Origin of the sequence: Tuberibacillus sp. Marseille-P3662, assembly GCF_900178005.1 — a bacterium.
Classification (GTDB): Bacteria; Bacillota; Bacilli; order Bacillales; family Sporolactobacillaceae; genus Marseille-P3662.
Map to the genome: position 1 here is coordinate 170,314 of NZ_FXBS01000003.1, position 22,797 is coordinate 193,110.

Annotated in this window: 26 protein-coding genes; 20 read left to right on the top strand and 6 right to left on the bottom strand. The window is 41.4% G+C overall.

Annotation, left to right across the window (positions count from 1 at the left end):
* Positions 1-28 precede the first annotated feature (28 nt).
* The 8 genes from B9Y89_RS02255 to B9Y89_RS02290 all read left to right on the top strand — a co-directional run bounded on the left by B9Y89_RS02255 (position 29) and on the right by B9Y89_RS02290 (position 7,040).
* A complete protein-coding gene (locus tag B9Y89_RS02255) occupies positions 29-826 on the top strand; it encodes a YfkD family protein (RefSeq protein ID WP_085521594.1) in 798 nt (265 codons plus the stop codon).
* A gap of 48 nt (positions 827-874) precedes the next feature.
* Positions 875-1,069: a hypothetical protein gene (locus tag B9Y89_RS02260; RefSeq protein ID WP_085521174.1), complete on the top strand. Its 195-nt coding sequence runs from the start codon at positions 875-877 to the stop codon at positions 1,067-1,069.
* 55 nt (positions 1,070-1,124) lie between these two features.
* Entirely contained in the window at positions 1,125-1,901 is a 777-nt protein-coding gene (gene pdaA, locus B9Y89_RS02265) for a delta-lactam-biosynthetic de-N-acetylase (RefSeq protein ID WP_085521176.1), read from the top strand.
* A 324-nt stretch (positions 1,902-2,225) separates the two neighbouring features.
* Entirely contained in the window at positions 2,226-3,098 is an 873-nt protein-coding gene (locus tag B9Y89_RS02270; protein WP_085521178.1) for a DNA-3-methyladenine glycosylase family protein, read from the top strand.
* 87 nt (positions 3,099-3,185) lie between these two features.
* Positions 3,186-3,437, top strand: a complete 252-nt coding sequence (locus tag B9Y89_RS02275) for a hypothetical protein (RefSeq protein WP_085521180.1) — start codon at positions 3,186-3,188, stop codon at positions 3,435-3,437.
* A gap of 838 nt (positions 3,438-4,275) precedes the next feature.
* Positions 4,276-5,100 (top strand): ABC transporter permease, encoded by an 825-nt coding sequence (locus B9Y89_RS02280; protein WP_254901166.1) that lies wholly within the window; start codon positions 4,276-4,278, stop codon positions 5,098-5,100.
* A 27-nt stretch (positions 5,101-5,127) separates the two neighbouring features.
* Positions 5,128-5,907 carry an ABC transporter ATP-binding protein gene (locus B9Y89_RS02285; protein WP_085521182.1) on the top strand — a complete coding sequence of 260 codons (780 nt, stop codon included), beginning with the start codon at positions 5,128-5,130 and terminating at the stop codon, positions 5,905-5,907.
* A gap of 44 nt (positions 5,908-5,951) precedes the next feature.
* Positions 5,952-7,040 carry an ABC transporter substrate-binding protein gene (locus B9Y89_RS02290; protein ID WP_085521184.1) on the top strand — a complete coding sequence of 363 codons (1,089 nt, stop codon included), beginning with the start codon at positions 5,952-5,954 and terminating at the stop codon, positions 7,038-7,040.
* Positions 7,041-7,080: 40 nt separating this feature from the next.
* Here the strand turns inward: B9Y89_RS02290 and B9Y89_RS18920 are convergent, their stop codons facing one another.
* Both B9Y89_RS18920 and B9Y89_RS18665 read right to left on the bottom strand, forming a co-directional pair.
* Positions 7,081-7,224 (bottom strand): hypothetical protein, encoded by a 144-nt coding sequence (locus tag B9Y89_RS18920; RefSeq protein WP_176222070.1) that lies wholly within the window; start codon positions 7,222-7,224, stop codon positions 7,081-7,083.
* Between the two features lie 15 nt (positions 7,225-7,239).
* Complete coding sequence (locus B9Y89_RS18665) at positions 7,240-7,365, bottom strand: YfhE family protein (RefSeq protein ID WP_139822677.1); 126 nt, start codon at positions 7,363-7,365, stop codon at positions 7,240-7,242.
* Positions 7,366-7,465: 100 nt separating this feature from the next.
* Between B9Y89_RS18665 and recX the strand changes: the two genes are divergently transcribed.
* Together recX and B9Y89_RS02300 are read left to right on the top strand one after the other, a co-directional pair.
* On the top strand, positions 7,466-8,281 hold the full coding sequence (recX, locus tag B9Y89_RS02295) for a recombination regulator RecX (protein ID WP_176222071.1): 816 nt from the start codon (positions 7,466-7,468) through the stop codon (positions 8,279-8,281).
* A 24-nt stretch (positions 8,282-8,305) separates the two neighbouring features.
* Positions 8,306-8,623: a YfhH family protein gene (locus B9Y89_RS02300; RefSeq protein ID WP_085521187.1), complete on the top strand. Its 318-nt coding sequence runs from the start codon at positions 8,306-8,308 to the stop codon at positions 8,621-8,623.
* A gap of 3 nt (positions 8,624-8,626) precedes the next feature.
* On the opposite strand, the gene B9Y89_RS02305 is transcribed toward B9Y89_RS02300, so the two are convergent.
* Positions 8,627-9,619, bottom strand: coding sequence for a metal-dependent hydrolase (locus tag B9Y89_RS02305; protein ID WP_085521189.1), 993 nt, complete (start codon positions 9,617-9,619; stop codon positions 8,627-8,629).
* Between the two features lie 225 nt (positions 9,620-9,844).
* On the opposite strand from B9Y89_RS02305, the gene mutY reads away from it, so the two are divergent.
* The 10 genes from mutY (at position 9,845) to nikC (ending at position 20,234) form a co-directional block, all read left to right on the top strand.
* Positions 9,845-10,906, top strand: coding sequence for an A/G-specific adenine glycosylase (mutY, locus tag B9Y89_RS02310; RefSeq protein ID WP_254901167.1), 1,062 nt, complete (start codon positions 9,845-9,847; stop codon positions 10,904-10,906).
* Between the two features lie 151 nt (positions 10,907-11,057).
* Positions 11,058-11,288, top strand: coding sequence for a hypothetical protein (locus B9Y89_RS02315; RefSeq protein ID WP_085521191.1), 231 nt, complete (start codon positions 11,058-11,060; stop codon positions 11,286-11,288).
* A gap of 177 nt (positions 11,289-11,465) precedes the next feature.
* Positions 11,466-12,137: an SOS response-associated peptidase gene (locus B9Y89_RS02320; RefSeq protein WP_085521193.1), complete on the top strand. Its 672-nt coding sequence runs from the start codon at positions 11,466-11,468 to the stop codon at positions 12,135-12,137.
* 64 nt (positions 12,138-12,201) lie between these two features.
* The gene (locus B9Y89_RS02325) at positions 12,202-12,738 is read left to right on the top strand and encodes a DUF402 domain-containing protein (protein WP_085521194.1); all 537 of its coding nucleotides are present in this window, start codon (positions 12,202-12,204) and stop codon (positions 12,736-12,738) included.
* A gap of 27 nt (positions 12,739-12,765) precedes the next feature.
* Positions 12,766-14,493, top strand: coding sequence for an ABC transporter ATP-binding protein (locus tag B9Y89_RS02330; protein ID WP_139822678.1), 1,728 nt, complete (start codon positions 12,766-12,768; stop codon positions 14,491-14,493).
* Between the two features lie 163 nt (positions 14,494-14,656).
* Positions 14,657-15,649 (top strand): ABC transporter ATP-binding protein, encoded by a 993-nt coding sequence (locus tag B9Y89_RS02335; protein WP_085521198.1) that lies wholly within the window; start codon positions 14,657-14,659, stop codon positions 15,647-15,649.
* Complete coding sequence (locus B9Y89_RS02340) at positions 15,642-16,613, top strand: ABC transporter ATP-binding protein (RefSeq protein ID WP_085521199.1); 972 nt, start codon at positions 15,642-15,644, stop codon at positions 16,611-16,613. Before B9Y89_RS02335 ends, B9Y89_RS02340 begins: the two co-directional genes overlap by 8 nt.
* Before the next feature lie 21 nt (positions 16,614-16,634).
* The gene (locus B9Y89_RS02345) at positions 16,635-18,242 is read left to right on the top strand and encodes an ABC transporter substrate-binding protein (protein ID WP_085521201.1); all 1,608 of its coding nucleotides are present in this window, start codon (positions 16,635-16,637) and stop codon (positions 18,240-18,242) included.
* A 67-nt stretch (positions 18,243-18,309) separates the two neighbouring features.
* Entirely contained in the window at positions 18,310-19,314 is a 1,005-nt protein-coding gene (locus tag B9Y89_RS02350; protein WP_085521203.1) for an ABC transporter permease, read from the top strand.
* Between the two features lie 14 nt (positions 19,315-19,328).
* Positions 19,329-20,234 (top strand): nickel transporter permease, encoded by a 906-nt coding sequence (gene nikC, locus B9Y89_RS02355; RefSeq protein ID WP_085521205.1) that lies wholly within the window; start codon positions 19,329-19,331, stop codon positions 20,232-20,234.
* Positions 20,235-20,276: 42 nt separating this feature from the next.
* Here nikC and B9Y89_RS02360 read toward each other — a convergent pair whose 3' ends face one another.
* The 3 genes from B9Y89_RS02360 to B9Y89_RS02365 form a co-directional block, all read right to left on the bottom strand.
* Positions 20,277-21,575, bottom strand: a complete 1,299-nt coding sequence (locus B9Y89_RS02360) for a glutamate-1-semialdehyde 2,1-aminomutase (protein ID WP_085521206.1) — start codon at positions 21,573-21,575, stop codon at positions 20,277-20,279.
* Positions 21,576-21,828: 253 nt separating this feature from the next.
* Complete coding sequence (locus B9Y89_RS19525; protein ID WP_139822697.1) at positions 21,829-21,915, bottom strand: putative holin-like toxin; 87 nt, start codon at positions 21,913-21,915, stop codon at positions 21,829-21,831.
* Positions 21,916-22,118: 203 nt separating this feature from the next.
* Positions 22,119-22,751 (bottom strand): NUDIX hydrolase, encoded by a 633-nt coding sequence (locus B9Y89_RS02365; protein ID WP_139822679.1) that lies wholly within the window; start codon positions 22,749-22,751, stop codon positions 22,119-22,121.
* Positions 22,752-22,797: the final 46 nt, after the last annotated feature.

Sequence of the window (22,797 nt, forward strand, 5' to 3'; positions counted from 1 at the left end):
ACTTGAAAGGAGGATTAAAGTGAAACAAATGATTTCATTGTTGACAGCCGTAGCCCTTATTATTGGGCCCGTCCATTTTGTTGATGGAAAGGAGAATAAAAAATCACCTGAAAAGAAACAGCAACAGATTAAAATACCGAAATCTGTTATTGATATTTCTAAGGAAAATACGTACCCGAATCCGTCACAAGATGAACCGGAATTACAACCAAGTGAAATGACACAAGCATTACTGGAAACATCGAAAGTACCGATTGAAAATACAAATCTTATCCATTTGTTGAATGAATCTAATATTAATACATCAAAACTGTCACTCGGATATAATGCCATGATTTATTTAGGTAAGTGGCCGTTGAGCTACCAATCCAAGAAAACGACGGTAAATTGGCAGTACAAGAAAGTGAACGTGAATGAGTCAGATAACCGGGGTGGCAAAGGTAAACAAAAGCTTAATTTTAACCAAGAAAAGCAAATGAACGTCACTGGTGGACTAACAGCAGAAGTCCCTTCCCAAAAAGATGTTAAGAAATTGATGATGATGAAAGCATCTAAGCACACTAACTTACCCATAGCCTTTAGTACTATTATTGGCGCAAGAACAACTGCTGACCGCATTTATCATGTTGAACCGAAACGTGTGGGTCACTTAGAGGCGTACGTTCCGGCCGTAAACGAAAAAGGTACAGTGACGTATGGAGAAGTTTACCTCGGTCTTGACGGCGGCGACAAATTTATAAAGGTTAAAAATGTCACCCAACAAGGCATCGGCGCTTGGATTCCTGTTCAAGATTATGTATCCTTAAAATATCATGCATCAAAATAAAACCGGTACAGATTCGTGCCGGTTCTTTCATTATGAGGTGAAGCTGTTATGGGGAAAGCTGCGGAACATAAGCTTGAGCAAATACACTATTTACAAAATCGGTTGGCATTAATCGAGCAGATGGTTGGGTCGTTGGATGAAATGTCGACAAGTCATGACCTTGATCAGTTAATGGCACAGTTCCAAGCGCTCACAACAAAAATCAATCGCTTTAAGGAAGATTGGCAAAAAGCGTCTTCGTGAATGTACATAAATTGTGTGTGACGGGTTCATTATAATAGTAAAGGGGGAACCTGTCATGCCCGTTAAGTCATTCATAATCCTAAGTTGTGTGGCCATGATGTTTCTAGCGCCTGCACAGGCAGCGGCGGAAGCATGGTTCTTTAAACCAAATGGTAACGAACCACCAACAACTGATTCTAAGTATATCAAGCTTTTGGACAAATATGATGGTGCTTGGATTGGCGACCCAAGTAAGAAGACCATTTACCTGACATTTGATAACGGCTATGAGGAAGGCTATACTAAGGAAATCCTAGATGTTCTGGACAAGAAAAACGTTCCGGCTGCCTTTTTTATAACGGGACAGTATATTAAAGATCAACCTAAGGTGGTTAAGCGAATGGTTAAGGATGGCCATATCGTTGGTAATCATTCGTGGGGGCATCCCGATTTATCAAAAATTAGTGACAAAAAGTATAAAGTAGAAATTAAACGCTTGGATATGGCGTTTCACGAATTGACGGGCAAGCATATGAAATACGTGCGCCCCCCTCGTGGAACGTTCAGTAAACGGGCATTAGAACTCGGCTATAAGATGGGTTATCACAATATTTTCTGGTCGTTTGCCTATGTTGATTGGTTAACCGATCAACAGAAGGGCAAAAAGCATGCTTACAAAAGCATTATGAAACGCGTCCATCCAGGTGCCATCATGTTACTGCATACAGTTTCTAAAGATAATGCGAAGGCCCTTCCAAAAGTCATCGATGACCTTCGCGATGAAGGTTATCAATTCAAAAGCTTAGATTACCTTATGGGACATAAGAAAATACCTGAATTTATTTTTGGCTAGTTAAAGGTCATTGTTGTTTTACACAAACTATAAACTGCGTCGTAATATTCCGCTCCGGAAATACACCACGCTTTCCGCGGGTGACCCGTGAGCCTCCTCATGCCCACACCCGGGGTCCCCGAAAAGCAATTTTTTGCTTTTTGGGGTGGATTGATGTGGGTAGGATCAGCGTTGCCAGCGGAAAGCGAACGCCTGGAGCGGAAATCAACAGTCACGTTTAACAGAGTTATATTTATTAGATAAAGCAAGCACCGCAAGTTGCAGTGCTTGCTTTTTTATGTTTTAATTACGTTACGAACATATATTCTTGGGCAGGTGTTGGGTGTGTGGACCAAAACCATTAAAATAGAGCCACCGTATGACTTTGATCGGGGATTGCGAAGGCTAGCGTTTAATCCGCTTAATCAAGTGGATATTCACGAAAGACATATAAGTGTTCCACTCTGGCAAGATGATGAACCCATTGTTGTTCATGTTAAGGCAACGGGCCGTCTCCAGTCACCTTCGTTTCGCGTTACTTCAAATGGTGAGGAGCACGAGACGATACAGCAACTAACCCGTATTTTTAATTGGGATCAACCTCTACAGCCAGTTATTGATCATTTCCAAGGAACACAGCTTGAGTCACTTTTTACGACCTACTATGGAACGCCGGTAATTAAAGATTTCTCTCTGTACCGGTCACTGATGACGAGTATTATTCACCAACAGTTGAACTTAAAGGTCGCTCATATGTTGACGGAACGTTTCGTTCATACTTTCGGTTTTCAACATGAAGGCGTGTGGTTTTATCCACAACCACAAACTGTTGCGGCACTTGATTATCAACAGTTACGTGAGTTGAAATTTAGTCAACGGAAGTCGGAATATCTCATTGATACATCGCGAATGATCGCCGAGGGTCAACTAGATTTACCGAGTTTACATAATGAAAGTGATGAGGATGTTATCAAGACGCTTGTCAAAGTCAGAGGCATCGGTCCTTGGACGGCGCAAAGTCTGTTGTTATCAGGGATGGGGCGTTCTGATTTAATGCCTGCTAAAGATATCGGTTTGCAAAATGCTATAAAAGGTCTGCTGGGATTAGAGCGTAAACCGTCAGTATCCGAGATTGAGGTGATGAGTCAGGAATGGCGTCCTTATAATAGCTATGCTGCTTTGTATTTATGGGAAAGTTTAGGGAATCAAACTGTGTAGATAATGACCATGAGGAATCCTTTTTCATTTGTATCAAATTCTGATAATGTTATCATTGGAATGATTATTACATAAAGGAGAGAATCTATGAAATTAGGATTTTTGGTCTTTTACATCCTTTTATTTTGTTTAATAAATTTTGGAGGTACTGTTTTAGAAGATATAGCAGGTAGGAGTTTTTTGAAATACGCTATTATTGGTTTAATATCTGGAGCTCTAATGTATTTAGTCAAAAAGATTAATTACTTGAATAAAAAAGAGGTTTCAATTTGGATAGGAGTTTTAATTCTTATTGGTCTTCCTATTATTAGTATATTTTTTGACATGCTTATTTCGTAGAAAATCAATGGTTACCTAAATTGTTCTTTAGCATTTTAGCTAATGGAAGTCCCCTAGCAAGAACAGATTGTGCATTAACATCGATTTAAAATATTTCCTGAAAAGTGAAACAAAATAATCCTCACAAAAAACATAAACAAGTAGGTTTATGTTTTTTCACTTTTAAAATAAAGTTTTCTACTTGTTATGTTTATTTAATCAATTCTATGAGTTAGGATGAATTCCGTTGTCAAGACGAATTTTTATTTTTAAAGTGGGGTGCAATCATGGCTGATTGCTCCGACAGTAAAAGTAGAATATAGGTGAGTTTGGTCCATTACATTACAAATAGGCTGTCGAGACTTTCTCGACAGCCTGAGAAAAGGATATTCTAGCCGTTTAGTTAATACACTTGTTTAATAATGACCATTTAATAGTTTAAAATTGAAATTCTAATTGAAATTTAAGTAAGGGTGATAATGCACATAGCACAAATCATTACTCTATAGATCCTAAGAAGGAAATTATTTTATATAAAAAAGTTATATACACTTTCCACAGTGTTTTCCACAGAACAACCCCAGTAATGACGGTTATGCACAGCAATGTTCCACATTATCCACAATCAAAATCATTTCTATCCACACTTTTTATCCAAAATCGACAGCTTTTGAAATCAAGGCTTAACACACTTATGCACATATCCACAGAATTATTGACAATTTATCATGACTTGTTCACAAATTAACGCAAAAATTAAACTTCCTATATAAAAGCCGTTCCTCCAGCTATCTTTTTTCTATGCTGTCACGAACTAGGCACATGTGCATATGATGGGATTATTAGAGGTGGTGAGGTTATGAAGAATGAACAAGTGAGCATGGGCCGTGATGACTCATATGAGGTGGAACGGCAGCTTTGGAGGAAAGAGAGAAAAAGACAGCGATTCCTACAGACATTAACCGTTGTCTCACCATTATTCTTACTTGTTGTATGGGAAATTTTTGCGCGCACCAATATGATCGATGCACGGTTTTTCCCACCGCCAACGGCGATTTTACAGACGTTTTATGACATGGCCATGAGCGGGGAATTGTTCACCCATATAGGTATCAGTTTATACCGGATCTTTTTCGGCTTCTTGGCCGGTGTGGTCCCAGGGATTGTCATTGGGCTGTTAATTGGTATGTATATGCCGGTTCGTTACGCCTTACAACCCTTAATTATGGCCTTGATGCCGATTCCGACCATCGCTCTAATTCCACTTGTGATCATTATATTTGGGATTGGCGATTTATCAAAGATCGTGATCATTGGTTTAAGTGTGTTCTTCCCAGTTGCTATTAATACAGCTGCGGGTGTGAGTAATATTGATAGGGTATATGTCGAAGTGGCTAAGAACTATGGGGCCAAGTCGAAGGACTATTTCTTTAAAATTGCGTTACCAGGTTCACTCCCAGTGATGATGGAAGGGATTCAAATGGGGCAGGCCATTGCTTTACTCACAATTGTCGCTGCGGAAATGATAGCCGCTCAATCCGGTATTGGATATCTTATCTGGACGTCGTTTAAGATCTTTGACTTCAAATCCATGTTTGTCGGATTAATTCTGATCTCATTTTTCGGGTACCTATTTTCCATCCTATTGCGATGGATTCAACGTAAGCTTATACCGTGGCAGTAAACGTATTTTTGTGGAGGAGGTCATCTCATGAGTGGGGACACGAAAATCACGATTCGTGATTTAAATAAGATTTTCTTTAAAAAGGATTCCGAGGTTGTTGCTTTAAATAATATTAATCTTGATATTGCAGATGGTGAATTTGTTTGCCTCATTGGTCCAAGCGGTTGTGGAAAAACGACCTTGCTAAAAATTTTGGCGGGCTTGGAAGATACCAGTACGGGTGATTTTAATATCGTTTCTAGTGATCATGATCGTCCGTTACAATCAATGATTTTTCAAGAAAAAGGCGTCATTCCATGGATGACGGTGGAAGAGAATGTCGCCTTTGGACTTAATATGCGGCACGTTCCGAAAGCGGAGAGAGAGGAGCGGACCGATTATTATTTAGACAAAGTCGGTCTAAAAGACTTTCGCCACCTTTATCCATCAGAGATTTCCGGTGGGATGAAGCAAAGAGTCAGCATTGGGAGAGCCTTTGCCAATGACCCGGAAATTCTTTTAATGGATGAACCTTTTGCTGCTCTTGATGAGCAAAACAAATTTATTTTACAAGAGGAACTACTGAATATTTGGGCTGAAACGAAGAAAACCGTTTTATACATCACACATAGTATTGATGAAGCGTTGCTTCTGAGTGATCGAATTTTACTCATGAATGGTCAGCCCGGTGAGATTGTTAAAGAAAAGCATGTAGATCTGCCGCGACCCCGGACGATGGAAATGGTACGGTCTAATCCTGACATGAACGAGGAATTTGTGGATATATGGAATCACCTGCAACAGGCGGTCGCGGCCACCCGCCAATGATATAAATGGGGGCAAATAAAACAAAATAATAAGGAGGTTCATATATGTTTAAAAAGGGATTGGCGCTTGTCATGATAATCCCGCTAATCATGTTTGTCATAGCTGGATGTGGGTCAAATGATCAATCTGGTGAAACAGGGGTTAAAAAGAAGGCTGAACCTGTCGATGGAGAGTTAAAACCATTGGAGAAAGAAGCAACGGTGACGATTGCTGAAGACGGATCGGCATCGGGAGCCGGGTTCTATATCGCAAAAGAAAAAGGCTATTTCGAAGACTATAATATCAATGTCGAGTTTACGAAGTTCTCGAACAGTGACCAAATGATGCCGGCATTGGCGGCAGGAAAAATTGATATCGCCGGCGGCATTTCCTCCGCCTCATTTTTCAATTCCATTGCACAAGGGATTAATGTTAAAATGATTGCTGACAAAGGTCATAATATAAAGGGTCAATCCTATTTTTCATTTGTGATTAGAAAAGGGCTTCAAGATGAGATTCAATCATACAAAGACTTTAAAGGGAAGACTATCGCTGTTTCTACTAAGAACGGCGTTGATGATTACATCTTCAGCCAGATGCTTGAGCATGCTGGTCTAACGCGTGATGATGTTCAATTTGAATTAATGTCGAATTTCGGGAATATGACGGGTTCAATGGCTAATAAGCAGATTGATGCCGCATTACAAATTGAACCACTCATAACGAAAGGCGTTCAGCAAGGTGTGCATGTTCCATTTGGTGATGCGACCGATTATGCTCCTAAAGCACAGATTGCCATGGTATTAGGCTCACCTAAGTTTGTTAATGAGCGCCAGAAGGTAGCCTTACGCTTCATGGTTGCCTATTTAAAAGGGGTTCGTGATTATAATGACGCCTTTGTTAAAAATAAGGGTGGAAAAGACGAGATCATTAAGATTATGACTCAGCATACGTCTTTACAGGATCCGGAAATCTGGAAAAAAGTACGCGTGACTGGCTTGAATCCAAATGGCCGCATGTTCGTTGACAATATTAAGGATCAATATAAATGGTATCAATCACGCGGGGCCATCAAAGGGAACTTAAATTTTGATAAAGCTGTCGATACATCGTTAATTGAAAAAGCGGTTGATGTCCTTGGTGAATATAAATAGCAACAAAGATCCGCGCTTCCTAGGCGCGGATCCTTGTTGCTTATTTTCGATGTTTTTTTGCCCGGCTGTCGGCATTTTCAGCCCGTTCCATTGCTTCACGGTCGTCTTGATCTAATGGATCTGGATAGTTGGTATCTTCGTTTTTAGCCGTAGGGTTCATGTCGCGTTGCTCTTTTTCAGTCATTAATAACAACCTCCGTTAAGATTTTTTTCCCTGATCATAGGATCGGTCCGCACGTTTGAATTCCCGTTGATAGTTAACAGATTGAGTTTTGTTTAAGTTATACCAGTCACGCATTTTGTTTTCACTTTTGTTTTTACTCATGTCTATCACTCCTTGTTTATAGCTTTTCCTATTAACATTAATTTATAATCTTTAAACTGTTTATACAGCAGATTTTTGTTATGATATGGATGGTGATCCTATGACTTATCTGGTAACAAAAATCGCAGTGAATGAAAAAAATAAAAGTCATTATCATGTTCATGTTATGTCCGAAGAGGGAGAGGAAACGATCTTCGATATTCACGAAGATGTTCTGGTTTCCCAAGCTTTGCGAAAGGATTTAGAGTTGACGGCAACAGACATGGAACAGCTGAAGGAACGAGCGGAGCTCAATCAAATCTATCAATTGGCGATTCATTATTTATCGTACCGTATGCGAACGATTAAGGAATTGGGCGACCACTTGTCTAAAAAAGGCTATGATCATGAACGGGTGGGTCAGGTGGTTGAACGTCTGAAACAAGAAAAACTTTTAGATGATGCCGCTTTTGCTGCTGCTTTTGTCCGTTCTCGAAAAAATTTGAGTAACAAAGGCCCTAACATCATTCTTCAAGAGTTGCGTCAAAAAGGTGTGCAAAGGCAAACAGCTGAAACGGCACTTTCGGAATATCCTTTTCAAGATCAGTTTGATAATGCGCTTAAGGCAGCCCAAAAAAAATGGTCGCAACAAACAAGAAAATCCGCGACGGAAAGAAAACAACAAGTACAAGCCTTTTTATTACAGAAAGGGTTCACACATCAAGTTATCCCGGCTGTCGTGGATGAAATCAGCACATTAGATGATGGTCAGGAACGGGAAGCGATTCAGTATCAAGGGGAGAAGGCCCTTCGTAAATATCAAGCCAAATTCGAAGGACATGACTTGCGTCAGAAAGTGATGCAGTTTTTATATAGAAAAGGTTTCACACGAGATCTTATCGAGCAATTTCTCCAAGAGGCGTTGGATGATGAATAACTTATTAGAAAGGGAGATGAAGCTATGGAACGCCGTTACAGTGACATGAGCAAACATGAATTACGTTTAGAAATAGCCGAACTCAAGGAGAAGGCGAGGAAAGCTGAACAAATGGGCATGGTGAATGATTTTGCTGTTCAGCAACGGAAAGCTCAGATGGCTGAAGCTTATTTATTGGATCCTAGTGCCTTCAATCCCGGTGATGTCTGTCAAGTCGTCGTTAATCCAGAATTAACGGCTTTTACCATTTCTTATATGAACGGCGTATTTGCTTGGGGCACGCATCAGGATTCTGATAACGTTGTCGCTTACCCAATATCGATTTTGAAACAAGTGCGGTAAAATTTAAACTTGGTGCGCTGTCTGATTTAACTTCTTTTGCAGTTTTGCTTCGCTGTAAACCCAACCTGTATAAGAAGCAATCACACCATGGTCCTCATTGATATGAGCAATCGCGACAAATGGATAGTGTTTTCCATTATTAGTTAAATATCTGAGATCAATAAATCTAATTTCATGCAGATTGTTCTTTTTTGCCCATTCCCATCTATAAATGGGAGAAAACGATTGAAAGGCGGCGATGTTTTCATCCTGCTCAGCAAGGTGAAATAGGTCGTTTTCAGGAATCGGCTTGCGGTCAAATGTGTCTATAATGGTTAACTTGCCTCTATTAAGTTCACCAACGAAATATTGGTCCTCAGATTGAGCAGCCATATGATATTGAGTCCAATGAATGGTTGGTGAAAGGTGGACGTTCAATGCTCCATTGATGGTTGATTGAACTTGGTGTTCAGCGCGCCTCCGAGCTATGATACGCCAGATATAATAAATAATTAATATAGCATAAATCGTTAAAAAAATGACAACGGGAGCAGCAAATAAATACCAAAGCACAAATCCGGCAATGTGCAATCCGAATATCAATGGATCAAATATATTAATGCTTTCTAACGCAATCCATTTGTACGTTAAAGGTCTTAAGGCCTGTGTGCCATAGGCATTAAAGATATCAACAAAGACATGTAAAAACACCCCGAGAAACGACCAGATCCAAATATGAAATAGATTGGCTTCGGGAAAAAAGGTTTGTATGACACCTGTTAAAACAATGGGCCACAAACAAGTTGCAGGAATTGAATGTGTCGCACCGCGATGATTACGGATATATGTGGCGTTATCCTTTGCCTTAAGCACGGTGTCAATATCCGGAATAACTGAGGCGGCAATGGTTGCAAATAATAGAGCGTTATCTGTCGCAGCATGTGTGGTTACGACTGGGTCAACAGACGTTAATGCATATAGACCGATGCCCATGACAACGTGCGTGCCGGTGTCCATATGGTCAGGATCTCCTTTCATGATGTCTACCTTAATAAAAATGGGTGCTATTGTAATCTATGATTCGGCCGGACAACCCGTGAGCCTATTTTGCACTTAAAGAAAATATAAACGCTTCAAAAACGATGTTCGGTTAAGAACGTCACGTCTTTGAAAACGCCAAACTCAACTCGCATCTTATGAGTCCAAGTTTTCTTTACTCATCAAATTTTGGAGGAATCAGTTTTGACATCACCGATGATTAACCCTGATTTTAGTCAGAACCTTGTCCGATGGTTCAAGGATAACAAACGGGACTTACCTTGGAGAAGAACGAATAATCCCTATTATATATGGATATCCGAAATTATGCTTCAGCAAACGCAGGTAGACACAGTTATTCCCTATTTTAACGCATTTATAAACCAATTTCCTGAACCAGAAATCTTAGCTCAAGCTGATGAAAGTCAGGTCCTGAAGGCCTGGGAAGGTTTAGGGTATTATTCAAGGGCTCGAAATCTTCATCAAGGGGTTAAAGAAGTTGTTGAGAGTTACGGAGGTCATGTTCCTGATAATAAGAAGGACATTCGATCCATTAAAGGCATCGGTCCTTACACAGCTGGTGCCATCCTGAGCATCGCATTTAACCAACCGGAACCTGCCGTTGACGGCAATGTCATGCGCGTGATGTCCCGTGTCTTATTAATCGATGACGATACGAGTAAGCAGCAAACGAAACAAACGTTTGAACGCATTTTATCTGACATCATTCCTGAACATGAAGCTTCCGCTTTTAACCAAGGATTAATGGAGCTAGGAGCTTTAATTTGTAAGCCAAAACAGCCATTATGTGAGCATTGCCCTGTCCGTGAGCAATGTCTGGCCTTTGATGAAGGGGTACAAACAGAATATCCCGTTAAAAAGAAAAAAGCCAAACAAAGACATGAGTATTATGGCGTCTTGTTTGTGCAAAATGACACCGGTGATGTGTTGATTAGACAACGACCTGATCAGGGACTGTTAGCAGGTCTTTGGGAATTTCCAATGGTGGCATTCAATCATCCCAATGAATCCATCTCAGATGTTCTAGAAAAGCAAGATGTCCTATTGTCTTTGGAGAGCACAGGTATACAATTCACTCATACATTTACACATATCAAGTGGCATATGGACATTTATAAAGCTCGTACGTTTGATCGTGAATTACAGGAATCCTTTGGCGGCTATTGGGTCAATCAAGAAGATTTGGATCAATATCCTTTTCCTGTCTCCCATCAAAAAGTCATACAAAAATTAAGAGCGATTTAGGGATTTCCGCACAATCGCAGGCATTGGAATACATGTCGTAAAGAAAAGGCGTCTCACAAATTGTGAACGCCTTTTTTACTAAAAAATTGTGTTCTCACTACATAAAAGGAAAATGTCGTGGTTACATTAATAGGCGTGGAGGTGATATAGTATGGCAAAGAACAAACAACAGCAGCAACAACAAGGCCAACAAGCTGCTCAACAAGGTAAACAGGCGCTTTCCCAAGCTGGCAGCCAAACTGATGCTCAACAAGTGCAACAACAAAATGCACAACAAGGGCAAGCTCAGGCTGGCCAACAAGGTCAATCTCAAGCTGCACAAACTGACGCACAACAAGTTCGTCAGCAAAACCAAAAGTCCCAACAAAAGGGACAACAGTAACATCACCTTACACAATGGCTCCTTATCACTGGGATAAGGAGCCATTTTTTTGTAGTTAAAAGTAAAATTAAGGCTTGACGATAAGTCAAGTTTTCTTATGTTTCTAGGGCCTATCCATTGCTTTTAGAATCAGAAAAACGATATGATTGTACATAATGAAGCATCGGAGGCGTACCCATGTGTGGCAGATTTACGTTGACTTTCGATTTAGAACAACTCTTTAATCGGTTTAATATTGCCTATCCTGCAGAGTTTAACTTGGATATGAGTTATAATATTGCACCATCACAAGAGGTCGTCGCTGTTGTCAAAGGCCATAAGGGAAATAAAATAGGAAAACTGCGCTGGGGACTCGTACCTTCTTGGGCTAAAGATCCGTCGATAGGTCATAAAATGATTAATGCCCGGTCGGAAACGGCACCGGAGAAACCAAGTTTTTGTGAGCCTCTACAAAAGCGGCGTTGTCTTGTCATAGCTGATGGTTTCTATGAATGGAAAAAGATCGGCGGACAAAAACAGCCTTATTATATCTATTTAAAGGATCGTCGTGTGTTTGCCTTTGCCGGTCTATGGTCAGTATGGAAACAAGGCGGCGAGCGCTTGTCAACTTGTACAATTTTAACAACGAAGGCAAATACGATGATGGCTGACTTACATCACCGGATGCCTGTCATTCTTAATAAAGAACAAGAAAAAGCGTGGCTGAACCCACAGACGGAATTAAATCAACTTAAAACGATGATGATATCATATCCCTCTGAAGAAATGGATGCACATCCTGTCTCAGATGCGGTCAATTCTCCTAAAAATAATAGCTATGCTTTAACGGAGCCGTTAATAAACAAATGATTTGAAAATTGAAGAGCAACATAATAACATACCTTATGTTAGGTTGACCGAAAGGAAGAAACTAATGCGCTTTCCTCACCCGGGTAATGTGATCGAAGTTCAAAGTTATAAACATGATGGTACGTTGCACCGCGTTTGGGATGAAACTTGGGTGCTATATCGTTCAACAAACACAATTATTGGTGGGAATCATCGAACGACCGTGACCGAATCCAATGGGGAACAATGGTATACTAAGGAGCCAGCGATTACCTATTTTAGTACGGAAAAATGGTTTAATGTGATTGCGATGCTTCGAGAGACTGGGGTTCATTACTATTGTAACCTCGGTTCACCCATTACTTGGGATGGCGAAGCTCTTAAATATATCGACTATGATTTAGATATCAAGGTGTTTCCAAATATGTCCTATCGGCTTTTAGATGAGGATGAATACTCTGAGCACAAGCAAGAAATGAATTATCCTGATCAATTGGATCATATATTGAGATCTCACGTTAGTGAATTAATTGACTGGATTGAGAAGCGAAAGGGACCATTCAATCAGCAGTTTACTGATAAATGGTACGACGCTTTTAAGCAGCATGTGAAAGCTAGGTGATGAATTCTGGGCAGTATTAAACGGTACATGACATTTGTTCGGCCTTATATGAAGCAAATTATCATAACGGTCTTTTTTGGTATTTTGAAATTCGGTATCCCGTTATTGTTACCGTTGCTTTTAAAATTTGTGATTGATGATGTCATCAATGCACCCATAAGCCGCTCCGACAAGCTGGAAAAGCTACTATATGTCCTCGGGGTTGCTTTTTTTGTTTTCGTCGTTTTGCGGCCGCCGGTAGAATATTACCGGCAATATTTTGCGCAATGGACGGGAAATAAAGTTTTATTTGATCTTCGTGACCGCCTGTTTGATCATATACAAAAACTGAGCTTACGGTACTTTTCTAATTCAAAGGCCGGGGAAATCATTAGCCGTGTCATTAACGATGTGGAACAAACGAAAAATTTTGTTATGACTGGTCTAATGAATATTTGGTTAGATATGGCAACTATTCTTATTGCTCTTGTGATCATGTTTACGATGGATCCATTACTTACACTGGTATCCATGTCGATGTTTCCATTTTACGGTATTGCAATTAAGGTCTTTTATACTCGATTGCGGGAGTTGACACGCAACCGTTCCCAGGCACTTGCAGAAGTTCAAGGGCATTTACACGAACGGGTACAGGGCATGAATGTCATCAAAAGTTTTGCATTGGAAGACTTTGAGAAGACACAATTTAAAAATCGAAACCAAAATTTCTTTGATCGTGCGCTTGACCATACGATTTGGAATGCCAAGACGTTTATGGTTGTCAATACGGTCACCGATATCGCACCATTACTAGTCATCGGTTTTGGCGGTTACTTTGTGATTACGGGCGGTATTGCAGAAATCGGAACGTTGGTGGCTTTTTTTGGTTATATGGAAAGACTTTATGGGCCACTACGGCGTCTGGTCAGTTCCTCAACAGTCTTAACACAATCGATTGCGTCCATGGATCGTGTGTTTGAGCTAATGGATGAGACGTATGACATTGTTGATCGGCCTAATGCTAAACCGCTCAATAATGTCAAAGGCCATATTGAGTTTACAAACGTTGATTTTGAATATGAACACGAAGACGGTGAGGTTTTAAAAGATATTGATTTGCAAATCGAACCCGGCGAAACGATCGCATTCGTTGGTATGTCGGGTGGCGGGAAGTCAACTCTTGTAAGCTTGATGCCGCGGTTTTACGATGTGACTAAAGGTGCCATCCGCTTAGATGGTGAAGATATTCGAGATCTACAAGTCCGGAGCCTGCGTGACAAAATCGGGATGGTTTTGCAGGATAGTGTTTTGTTTTCCGATACGATCAAGGCAAATATTCTTATGGGAAATCCAGACGCATCAGATGATGAAGTGATTGAGGCTGCGAAGAAAGCGAACGCTCATGACTTCATCACTGCTTTGCCGAACGGTTATAATACGGAAGTTGGTGAACGTGGGGTGAAACTCTCAGGTGGTCAGAAACAGCGGGTTTCTATTGCGCGCGTCTTTCTTAATAATCCGCCTTTGCTGATTCTTGATGAAGCGACCTCATCTTTAGACTTAGAAAGTGAACATTTGATCCAGGAATCTATGGATGCCTTAGCGAAAAATCGGACAACGTTTATTGTAGCCCACCGTTTGTCAACAATCACTCATGCCGACAGAATTGTTGTTATGAAAGACGGCAGAATTGCTGAAGTCGGCAACCACCATGCATTAATGGCAGAGCGCGGTATCTATTATGACTTGTTTCAAGTGCAGCAGTTGGAAGATTAACCTAACTCGATATAATCTAGCCAGAACACCCTCATTAAAAATAATGGGGGTGTTTTTGTGTGTACAAAAATCAATCATATTAAAGTTATTCATCACATATATTTGTCCAAACAATAAAAATAATTTAGATAATTGTTGATACGGCTATGAAAGGGGGAAATGTATGTCAGATGCGGTGCTTAAAGTGGAAGGGCTAAGGACTCACTTTTTTACAGATGATGGACAAATTCCAGCTGTTGACGGTGTTGACTTTGCTATTAATGAAGGAGAGATCCTTGGTGTCGTTGGCGAATCCGGCTGTGGTAAAAGTGTGACGTCCTTATCGATTATGGGGTTGTTGCCGAAACCACCCGGAGACATCGTTGACGGCCGGATTTTATATGATGGTCAGGATTTAGCCAAGTTGCCAGAAAAGAAAATGCGCCGGATTAGAGGGAATGACATTGGCATGATTTTTCAGGAACCGATGACATCACTTAATCCAGTTTATACCATTGGTGATCAACTCCTTGAAGCCATACGCCTTCACAATAAGTGGTCTAAGTCACAATCAAGGGAAAAGGCAGTCGAACTTCTTGAGTTAGTAGGCTTACCAAGAGCTGAGGAAATGTTGCGTGATTATCCGCATCAGCTTTCAGGAGGTATGCGTCAGCGGGTTATGATTGCTATAGCCATGGCCTGTGATCCGAAAGTGCTTATTGCTGACGAACCGACAACGGCCCTTGATGTCACGATACAAAAGCAAATTCTAAATTTAATGAAAGATTTAAATAGTCACACGGGTACAGCGATTATGTTGATTACACATGACTTAGGTGTTGTTGCACAAATGTGCGAAAGAATTGTGGTGATGTATTCCGGAAAGATTGTAGAGCAGGGGTATGTTAGAGATATTTTCAAGCATCCGCAGCACCCTTATACAAAAGGATTGATTCAATCAGTCCCCGATATGCGTAAACATAAGGATCGGTTATATTCGATTCAAGGGAATGTACCGAACCCAGGTTCGATTCAACAAGGGTGTCATTTTGCTCCCCGGTGCGATTTCGCAACTGATCAGTGTTTAACCGTCACTCCTGAACTGGAAATGACGGGTGAACATCATAGCGTCCGTTGTTTACGGCATAAGGAAATTAGGGAGGAGCAATATGAGTGAGACATTATTAACGGTACGTGATTTAAAAAAGTATTTTCCGATAGAAGGCGGTGTTTTTAATAAGCCAGTCGGTGAGGTTAAAGCCGTTGACGGTGTATCCTTTGAAATAAAAAGAGGGGAGACGCTGGGCCTTGTGGGTGAGTCAGGGTGTGGTAAATCGACGACAGGGCGGATGTTGATGCGATTGCTGGAACCAACAGAAGGTCAGATTGTTTTTGCGGGTGAAGACCTGAGTGAACTTGATAAAAAAAGAATGCGGAGCATGCGTAAGGATATGCAAATGATTTTTCAAGACCCATTTGCTTCACTCAACCCGCGTCACACTGTGGAAACAATCATTGAAGAACCTATGATTGTCCACAATCTCGCCAATAAGCAGGAACGAAGAAAAAGGGTTAGAGAGTTGTTAGAAGTGGTCGGCTTAAACAGCTACCATGCCAAACGTTATCCGCACCAATTCAGCGGCGGACAACGCCAGAGAATCGGCATTGCCAGAGCTTTGGCTGTTGACCCTAAATTAATCATTGCCGATGAGCCGGTTTCCGCTTTGGATGTTTCCATTCAGTCACAAGTCATTAATCTGATGGATGATTTGCAAGAGCAATTTGATTTAACCTTTCTTTTCATTGCCCATGATCTCAGTGTTGTCCATCATGTCAGCGACCGTGTGGGGGTGATGTATCTCGGAAAAATGGTTGAGATGGCTGCTGCGGATGATGTGTATAACCGTCCTAAGCATCCGTATACCCAAGCACTCTTATCAGCCATTCCTGTTCCTGATCCAGACAATCAAACGGAGGAAGTGGTATTACAGGGGGATGTGCCTAGTCCTTCACATCCGCCTGAAGGGTGTGCCTTCCATACGAGGTGTCCAGTCGCTATGGAGAAGTGTTCGAAGGTCCGTCCAGTATTTACAGAAGTGGCAGACGGTCATTTTACAGCCTGTCACTTGTATGAATCATGAATGAATCAAAGGGGGAAGACGATGCGTCGGTTGTCAATCGCTAGTTTGGTCGCGTTAATGACATTGTCTTTAGTACTTATGGGGTGCTCATCTTCGACTTCTGACAACAATAGTGAGGATCAGAGTCAGGATACGGGTCAAGATAATGGCAGCAATGTCCTCGTTTTTGGACGCGGAGCTGATTCCCAATCGCTGGATCCGGCTGTTCCAACGGATGGTGAATCGTTTAAGGTTACTAAAAATATCTATGATACTTTAATTGAATATGACGGACAGACAACTGATATAACAAAAGGCTTAGCCACAGATTGGAAAATTAGTAACGGCGGCAAGACCTATACCTTGACGCTACGAGAAGGCGTTAAGTTTCATGATAACACCGACTTTAATGCCGAAGCGGTTGTATTTAATTTCGAACGGTGGAAAGAAGGAGATTTCGCTTATTATGCTTCTATGTTTGGTGCCGGTGATGACAGTATTATTAAAAATGTGAAAGCTGTTGATGATTATAAAGTCAAATTTGAACTTAAAAAGCCTCAAGCGCCATTTTTAAAAAACCTAGCGATGTCTCCGTTCGCGATTGCTAGTCCAACAGCCGTTAAGAAATACGGAGATCAATACGGAAAAGAGGCTGCTGTGGGCACCGGTCCGTTTAAATTTGAAGAGTGGAAAGCGAAAGATACGATTACTTTAGTCAAAAATGATAGCTATTGGCGAGAAGGGCAACCCAAACTTGATCGGGTGGTATTTAAAGTCATTCCTAATAATTCATCACGCTTAAACGCTGTGAAAAGCGGCGAAATTGACTTGATGGATGGAGTTAATCCTAGTGATATTAAAGAAGTCAATGGTAATGAAAACCTTGAAGCTTTTTACCGTCCGCCAATGAATGTTGGTTATCTAGGCTTTAATACACAAGCGGAAGGACCGATGAGTGATCCAAAGGTACGGAGAGCATTAAGCCATGCTGTTGATAAGCAAGCCCTTATTGATGCATTTTATGCTGGTAAGGCCAAGCCAGCGAAAAATCCAATGCCCTCAAGCATTGCCGGATACAACGATAGTATTCAAGATTATGAGTTTGACTTAGATAAAGCTAAAAAACTATTGGCAGAGGCCGGTTATCCTGATGGTTTCAAAACGGAATTTTGGACAATGGCTAATCCGCGTCCTTACATGCCGCAGCCGAAAAAGATTGCTGAAGCGATCGCGAATAATTTAAAACAGATCGGTGTTGAAACGGAGATCCAGTCGATGGAATGGGCCACCTATCTTGAAAAAGTGGAAAAAGGCGAGGCGCCTATGTTCTTGCTGGGGTGGACCGGTGATAATGGTGATCCTGATAATTTCTTATACACTTTGTTACACAAAGATACAATCGGTAGCAACAACTATGCCCGTTATGATAACGCTGAGGTCAATGAACTTCTCAAAAAGGCACAAAAGTTAACCGATGAACAAGAAAGAAATAAATTATATAAACAGGCTCAAGAGATCATTCATAAAGACGCACCATGGATTCCTGTAGCCCACTCGACACCGGCTCTGGTTGGTAAAAAGACAATCGAAGGCTTTAAGCCGCATCCGACAGGATCGGATAAGCTCAATACGGTTTATTTTAAGAAGTAGTGATTGACTGTGGGGAGTGTGCGGGTACACTCCTCATTTTCATTTCAAATGCCGTGGAGGTGAAATAATGTTTGCCTATACGATTCGTCGATTGCTATCACTTGTTCCAGTTCTGATTGGGATGTCGTTAATTGTATTCTCAATTATTAGAGCAATTCCGGGAGATCCAGCCAAGGTCATGCTTGGAACTAAAGCGACCCCTGAAGCTATTGAAAATTTACGAGCATCTTTAGGACTTAATGATGCCTGGTATGTTCAATATGTCGATTATGTCAAAAATTTATTAACGGGTAACTTTGGCACATCACTTCGAACCAAAGCTGAAATTAGTCAGGAGCTATGGCCACATTTGGCGGCAACGGCTGAATTAGCCATTTGTGCGATGATCATTGCGGTGATTATTGGTGTGAATGCCGGAATTATTTCGGCATGGAAGCAAAACTCAATTTTTGATATTGCGGCCATGATTGTCGCTCTAGTAGGTATATCGATGCCGATATTCTGGCTTGGTCTCATGGAGCAATGGTGGTTTTCGATTAAACTTGAGTGGTTACCATCAATCGGTCGTGACAATATTCGAAATCCAGTGGAACCGATCACCCATTTTTTATTGATTGATACTTTCATTCATGGCAACATGGCACAATTTTGGTCTACGGTGAAACATCTAATTATGCCAAGTATTGCATTGGGAACGATTCCAATGGCGATTATTGCCCGGATGACTCGTTCAAGTATGTTGGAAGTCTTGCGTTCGGATTATATACGGACGGCTCGTGCTAAAGGGCAGCGGATGTTCTGGGTCGTTTATAAACATGGTCTGAAAAATGCCTTTATACCTGTTCTGACGGTGATTGGTTTACAGTCAGGATTATTATTAGGCGGTGCGATTTTAACAGAAACGATTTTTAGTTGGCCGGGTATTGGCCGCTATGTCTATGACGCCATAGTTTACAGAGACTATCCGGTGGTTCAGTCAGGAATATTGGTTATTGCCTTTATTTTCGTCATTATTAATCTTATCGTGGACTTGCTATATGCTGTATTCGATCCGCGAATCAAATACAAATAGGAGGGGATCCGAGCATGTCTGATATTGCAACGAACAAACGTCGGCAACCGGCCCCTGTGGAACCTGAAGATCATCAAGTTGTCTCCCCGTGGCGGGAAGCTTTTAAAGTGTTTCGACGCAATAAGTTGGCAATGCTAGGGGCCTTGATCATCCTCGCTTTTATTGTTTTAGCCATTGCCGCCAGTTGGATTGCCCCGAAAGGCTATGATGTGCAAATATTGGCTGATCGTTTGCAAGCACCATCTGCTGAACATTGGTTCGGGACGGATGATTTTGGCCGTGATATATTTGAAAGAATGATTTATGGTGCGCGGATATCCTTATTAGTTGGTTTTTTATCCGTCATTGGATCCGTGATCATTGGAATATGTCTTGGTATTTTAGCAGGTTATTATGGAAAATGGGTCGATATGGTCATATCTCGAATCTTCGATATCATGCTAGCCTTCCCAAGTATTCTTTTAGCGATTGCTATTGTTACCATTCTTGGACCATCGTTGATGAATGCCTTGATCGCCATCGCTATTGTGAATGTTCCTAATTTTGGGCGTTTGATTAGATCGAAGGTGCTGAGTTTAAAAGAAGAAGAGTTTATAACAGCTGCACGGTCGGTAGGAATGAAAGATACACGGATTCTGTTCCATCATATTCTTCCCAATAGCCTTGCCCCAATTATTGTTCAAGGGACACTTAGTGTGGCAACGGCCATTTTGGATGCTGCGGCTTTAGGTTTCCTTGGACTTGGTGCTCAACCGCCGTTACCGGAATGGGGGTCCATGCTCTCATCCAGCCAAGATTACCTTACGGATGCCCCTTGGACGATGATATTCCCGGGGGTGGCCATCATGATGACTGTGCTTGGATTTAATTTGATGGGAGACGGTCTTCGGGACGCGCTTGATCCAAAAATGAAGAAATAAAACAAAGCGATCCGCTAAAAAACGGATCGCTTGTGTGTGGGGTCAGACCCCAGCTAATTGTTCAAAAGCCTTTTCAACGGCTTCGATCGTTTGATCAATATCTTGTTCGGTATGTGCGATCGTTAGGAACCATGCTTCATATTTGGATGGTGCCAGATTAATACCTTGATCGAGCATGAGTTTGAAAAAGCGCCCGAATAGATCACCATCCGTCTTCTGAGCATCTTCGTAGTTTTTGACATCATGATCGCTGAAATAAAGGGTCATCGCACCTTTAAGTCGATTTAACACAATGGGTAGTTGATATTTTTCATTAGCTTGTATAATGCCCTTTTCAAGTCGTCTGCCAAGCTGATCAAGCTGGTCATAAACGCCAGGTTCTTTAAGGACTTCAAGGCAGGCAATGCCAGATGCCATCGATAAAGGGTTCCCGGCCATTGTACCGGCTTGATAAGCGGGTCCAAGTGGTGCTACCTGCTCCATTATTGAGACTTTACCTCCGTAGGCACCTATTGGCAATCCGCCGCCGATGATTTTACCCATAGCGGTCATATCAGGTTCAATCCCAAGTAAATTTTGCGCACCTCCGTACATAAACCGGAAAGCGGTAATCACTTCATCGAAAATAAGCAATGAACCATTTTCATGGGCGATTTCCTTGACCTTTTCCAAAAATCCTTGTTCAGGTTCAACGATGCCAAAGTTACCAACAATTGGTTCGACGAGGACAGCTGCAATCTCGTCTCCCCAATGCTCAATCGCTTTTTCATAATTTTTAAGGTCATTGAATGGGACTGTGATCACTTCATTGGCACTACTTTGCGTCACACCGGCGGAATCCGGTGAACCAAGTGTCGAGGGTCCGGATCCCGCTTCGACGAGAACAAGATCAAAATGCCCATGATAACTTCCTGCGAATTTCAAAATTTTATCTCTTCCAGTATATGCTCTTGCAACACGAACGGTTGTCATTACAGCTTCGGTACCTGAGTTAACGAACCGGACTTTTTCTAATGAGGGAATGGCGTCGATCAACATATCCGCAAATTGGTTTTCAAGCTTTGTTGGTGTCCCATAAAGGACACCTTTAGCAGCCTGATCTTGAATGGCTTCTGTGATATGGGGATGGGCATGACCTGTAATAATCGGCCCATATGCACCAAGAAAGTCAATATATTTTTGGCCATCAACATCCCAAAAGTAGGCTCCTTCAGCTTTCTCCATGAAAACGGGTGTACCACCGCCAACACCTTTATAGGCTCTGGAAGGGCTATTGACACCGCCGACGATTTTAGCTTGAGCATCTTCATACAAGGCTTCTGTTTTTTCTAAACGACCCATATGTACTCACCAGACCTTTCTATCTATGTCTCCATGTTATTTTAACACGAAGCCTTAGGTATTGTTTTTTGAATATAGACAGGCAAAAATTTTGTGATATGATGTTCATAGACTGTGTTTTCGGGAATACATATATAAAGGGATCTGAGACGCGGTAACGTTCAGATCCCATACAACGGACTTTATGCCCCAACACAGGGGTGGCTTACGCAGAAGAACAAGACCTCCCACTTGCCTTTTCCCCAAGGGAGGTCTATTTACGTTTTGACTGTGACAGTATGGCAACAAACGTGCCAAAGGCAATCATTAACGATACCGCCTCGAATACTGTCAATGGCATCACCCCCTTTCGAAGGGCAAGCCATCCCCCATGAGTTGTCCGTTGTATTCCTTTTATTGTAACACGTGGTCAAAAAAGGTTTATCGACCGTTCGATGGGTTTTAAACACCGACTATTGTTGTGATTTGCGGAATAATTGGTTGTTCAGGCAGTAACCTGTGCCTTTATACCTAAAAATAAGGTGTCCCAGAATATGGGGCACCCTATTTTTCATTATGAGGTTCTTTTCGAAGTTCATCTAAAAAGTACTGAAGAATGCGAGCGGTCATTCCCCAGATACTATAATTTTTATAGTCAAAAAATAGTTCCGTCATGGGCCGCTTTCGCCATTGGTAGTTTTCCCCGAGTGCTAGTTTATGATAAGGAAAGTCACTCTTCGGTTCTGGGGTTAAATCAACGTTATGCTGGGCAGGCTCTATATTAAGAAGTTCATCCAAGGGTACAGTGAACGTCTCAGCAACTTCATCTCTATTAATTTGGTAATCTAATGTGTGAATGATACCAACAAAGGGGTAAACAATTAAATGACTGGATGGTACATAGAGATCCATTTTTTGAATGGTTTCAATATGATGCTCGTGAATTCCGAGTTCTTCGGATGTTTCACGTATGGCGGTGAACTCCGGTGTTTGATCTGATGATTCGATTTTACCGCCGGGAAAGCAAATGTCACCTGGTTGGCTTTTGAGTTGCAATGAACGGACTTCAAATAACAAATGCCAACGATGATGATAGTGAACGAGGGGAATGAGAATTGCTGCTTTTCTAGCGTCACGTTCACCCATGATGCTCTGACCTTGGTGCTTAATTTGTTTTTTTATCGTTTCGATATGCATAATAATCAAACTCTCAAAGTATCTTTTGCTACAATATAACATACTT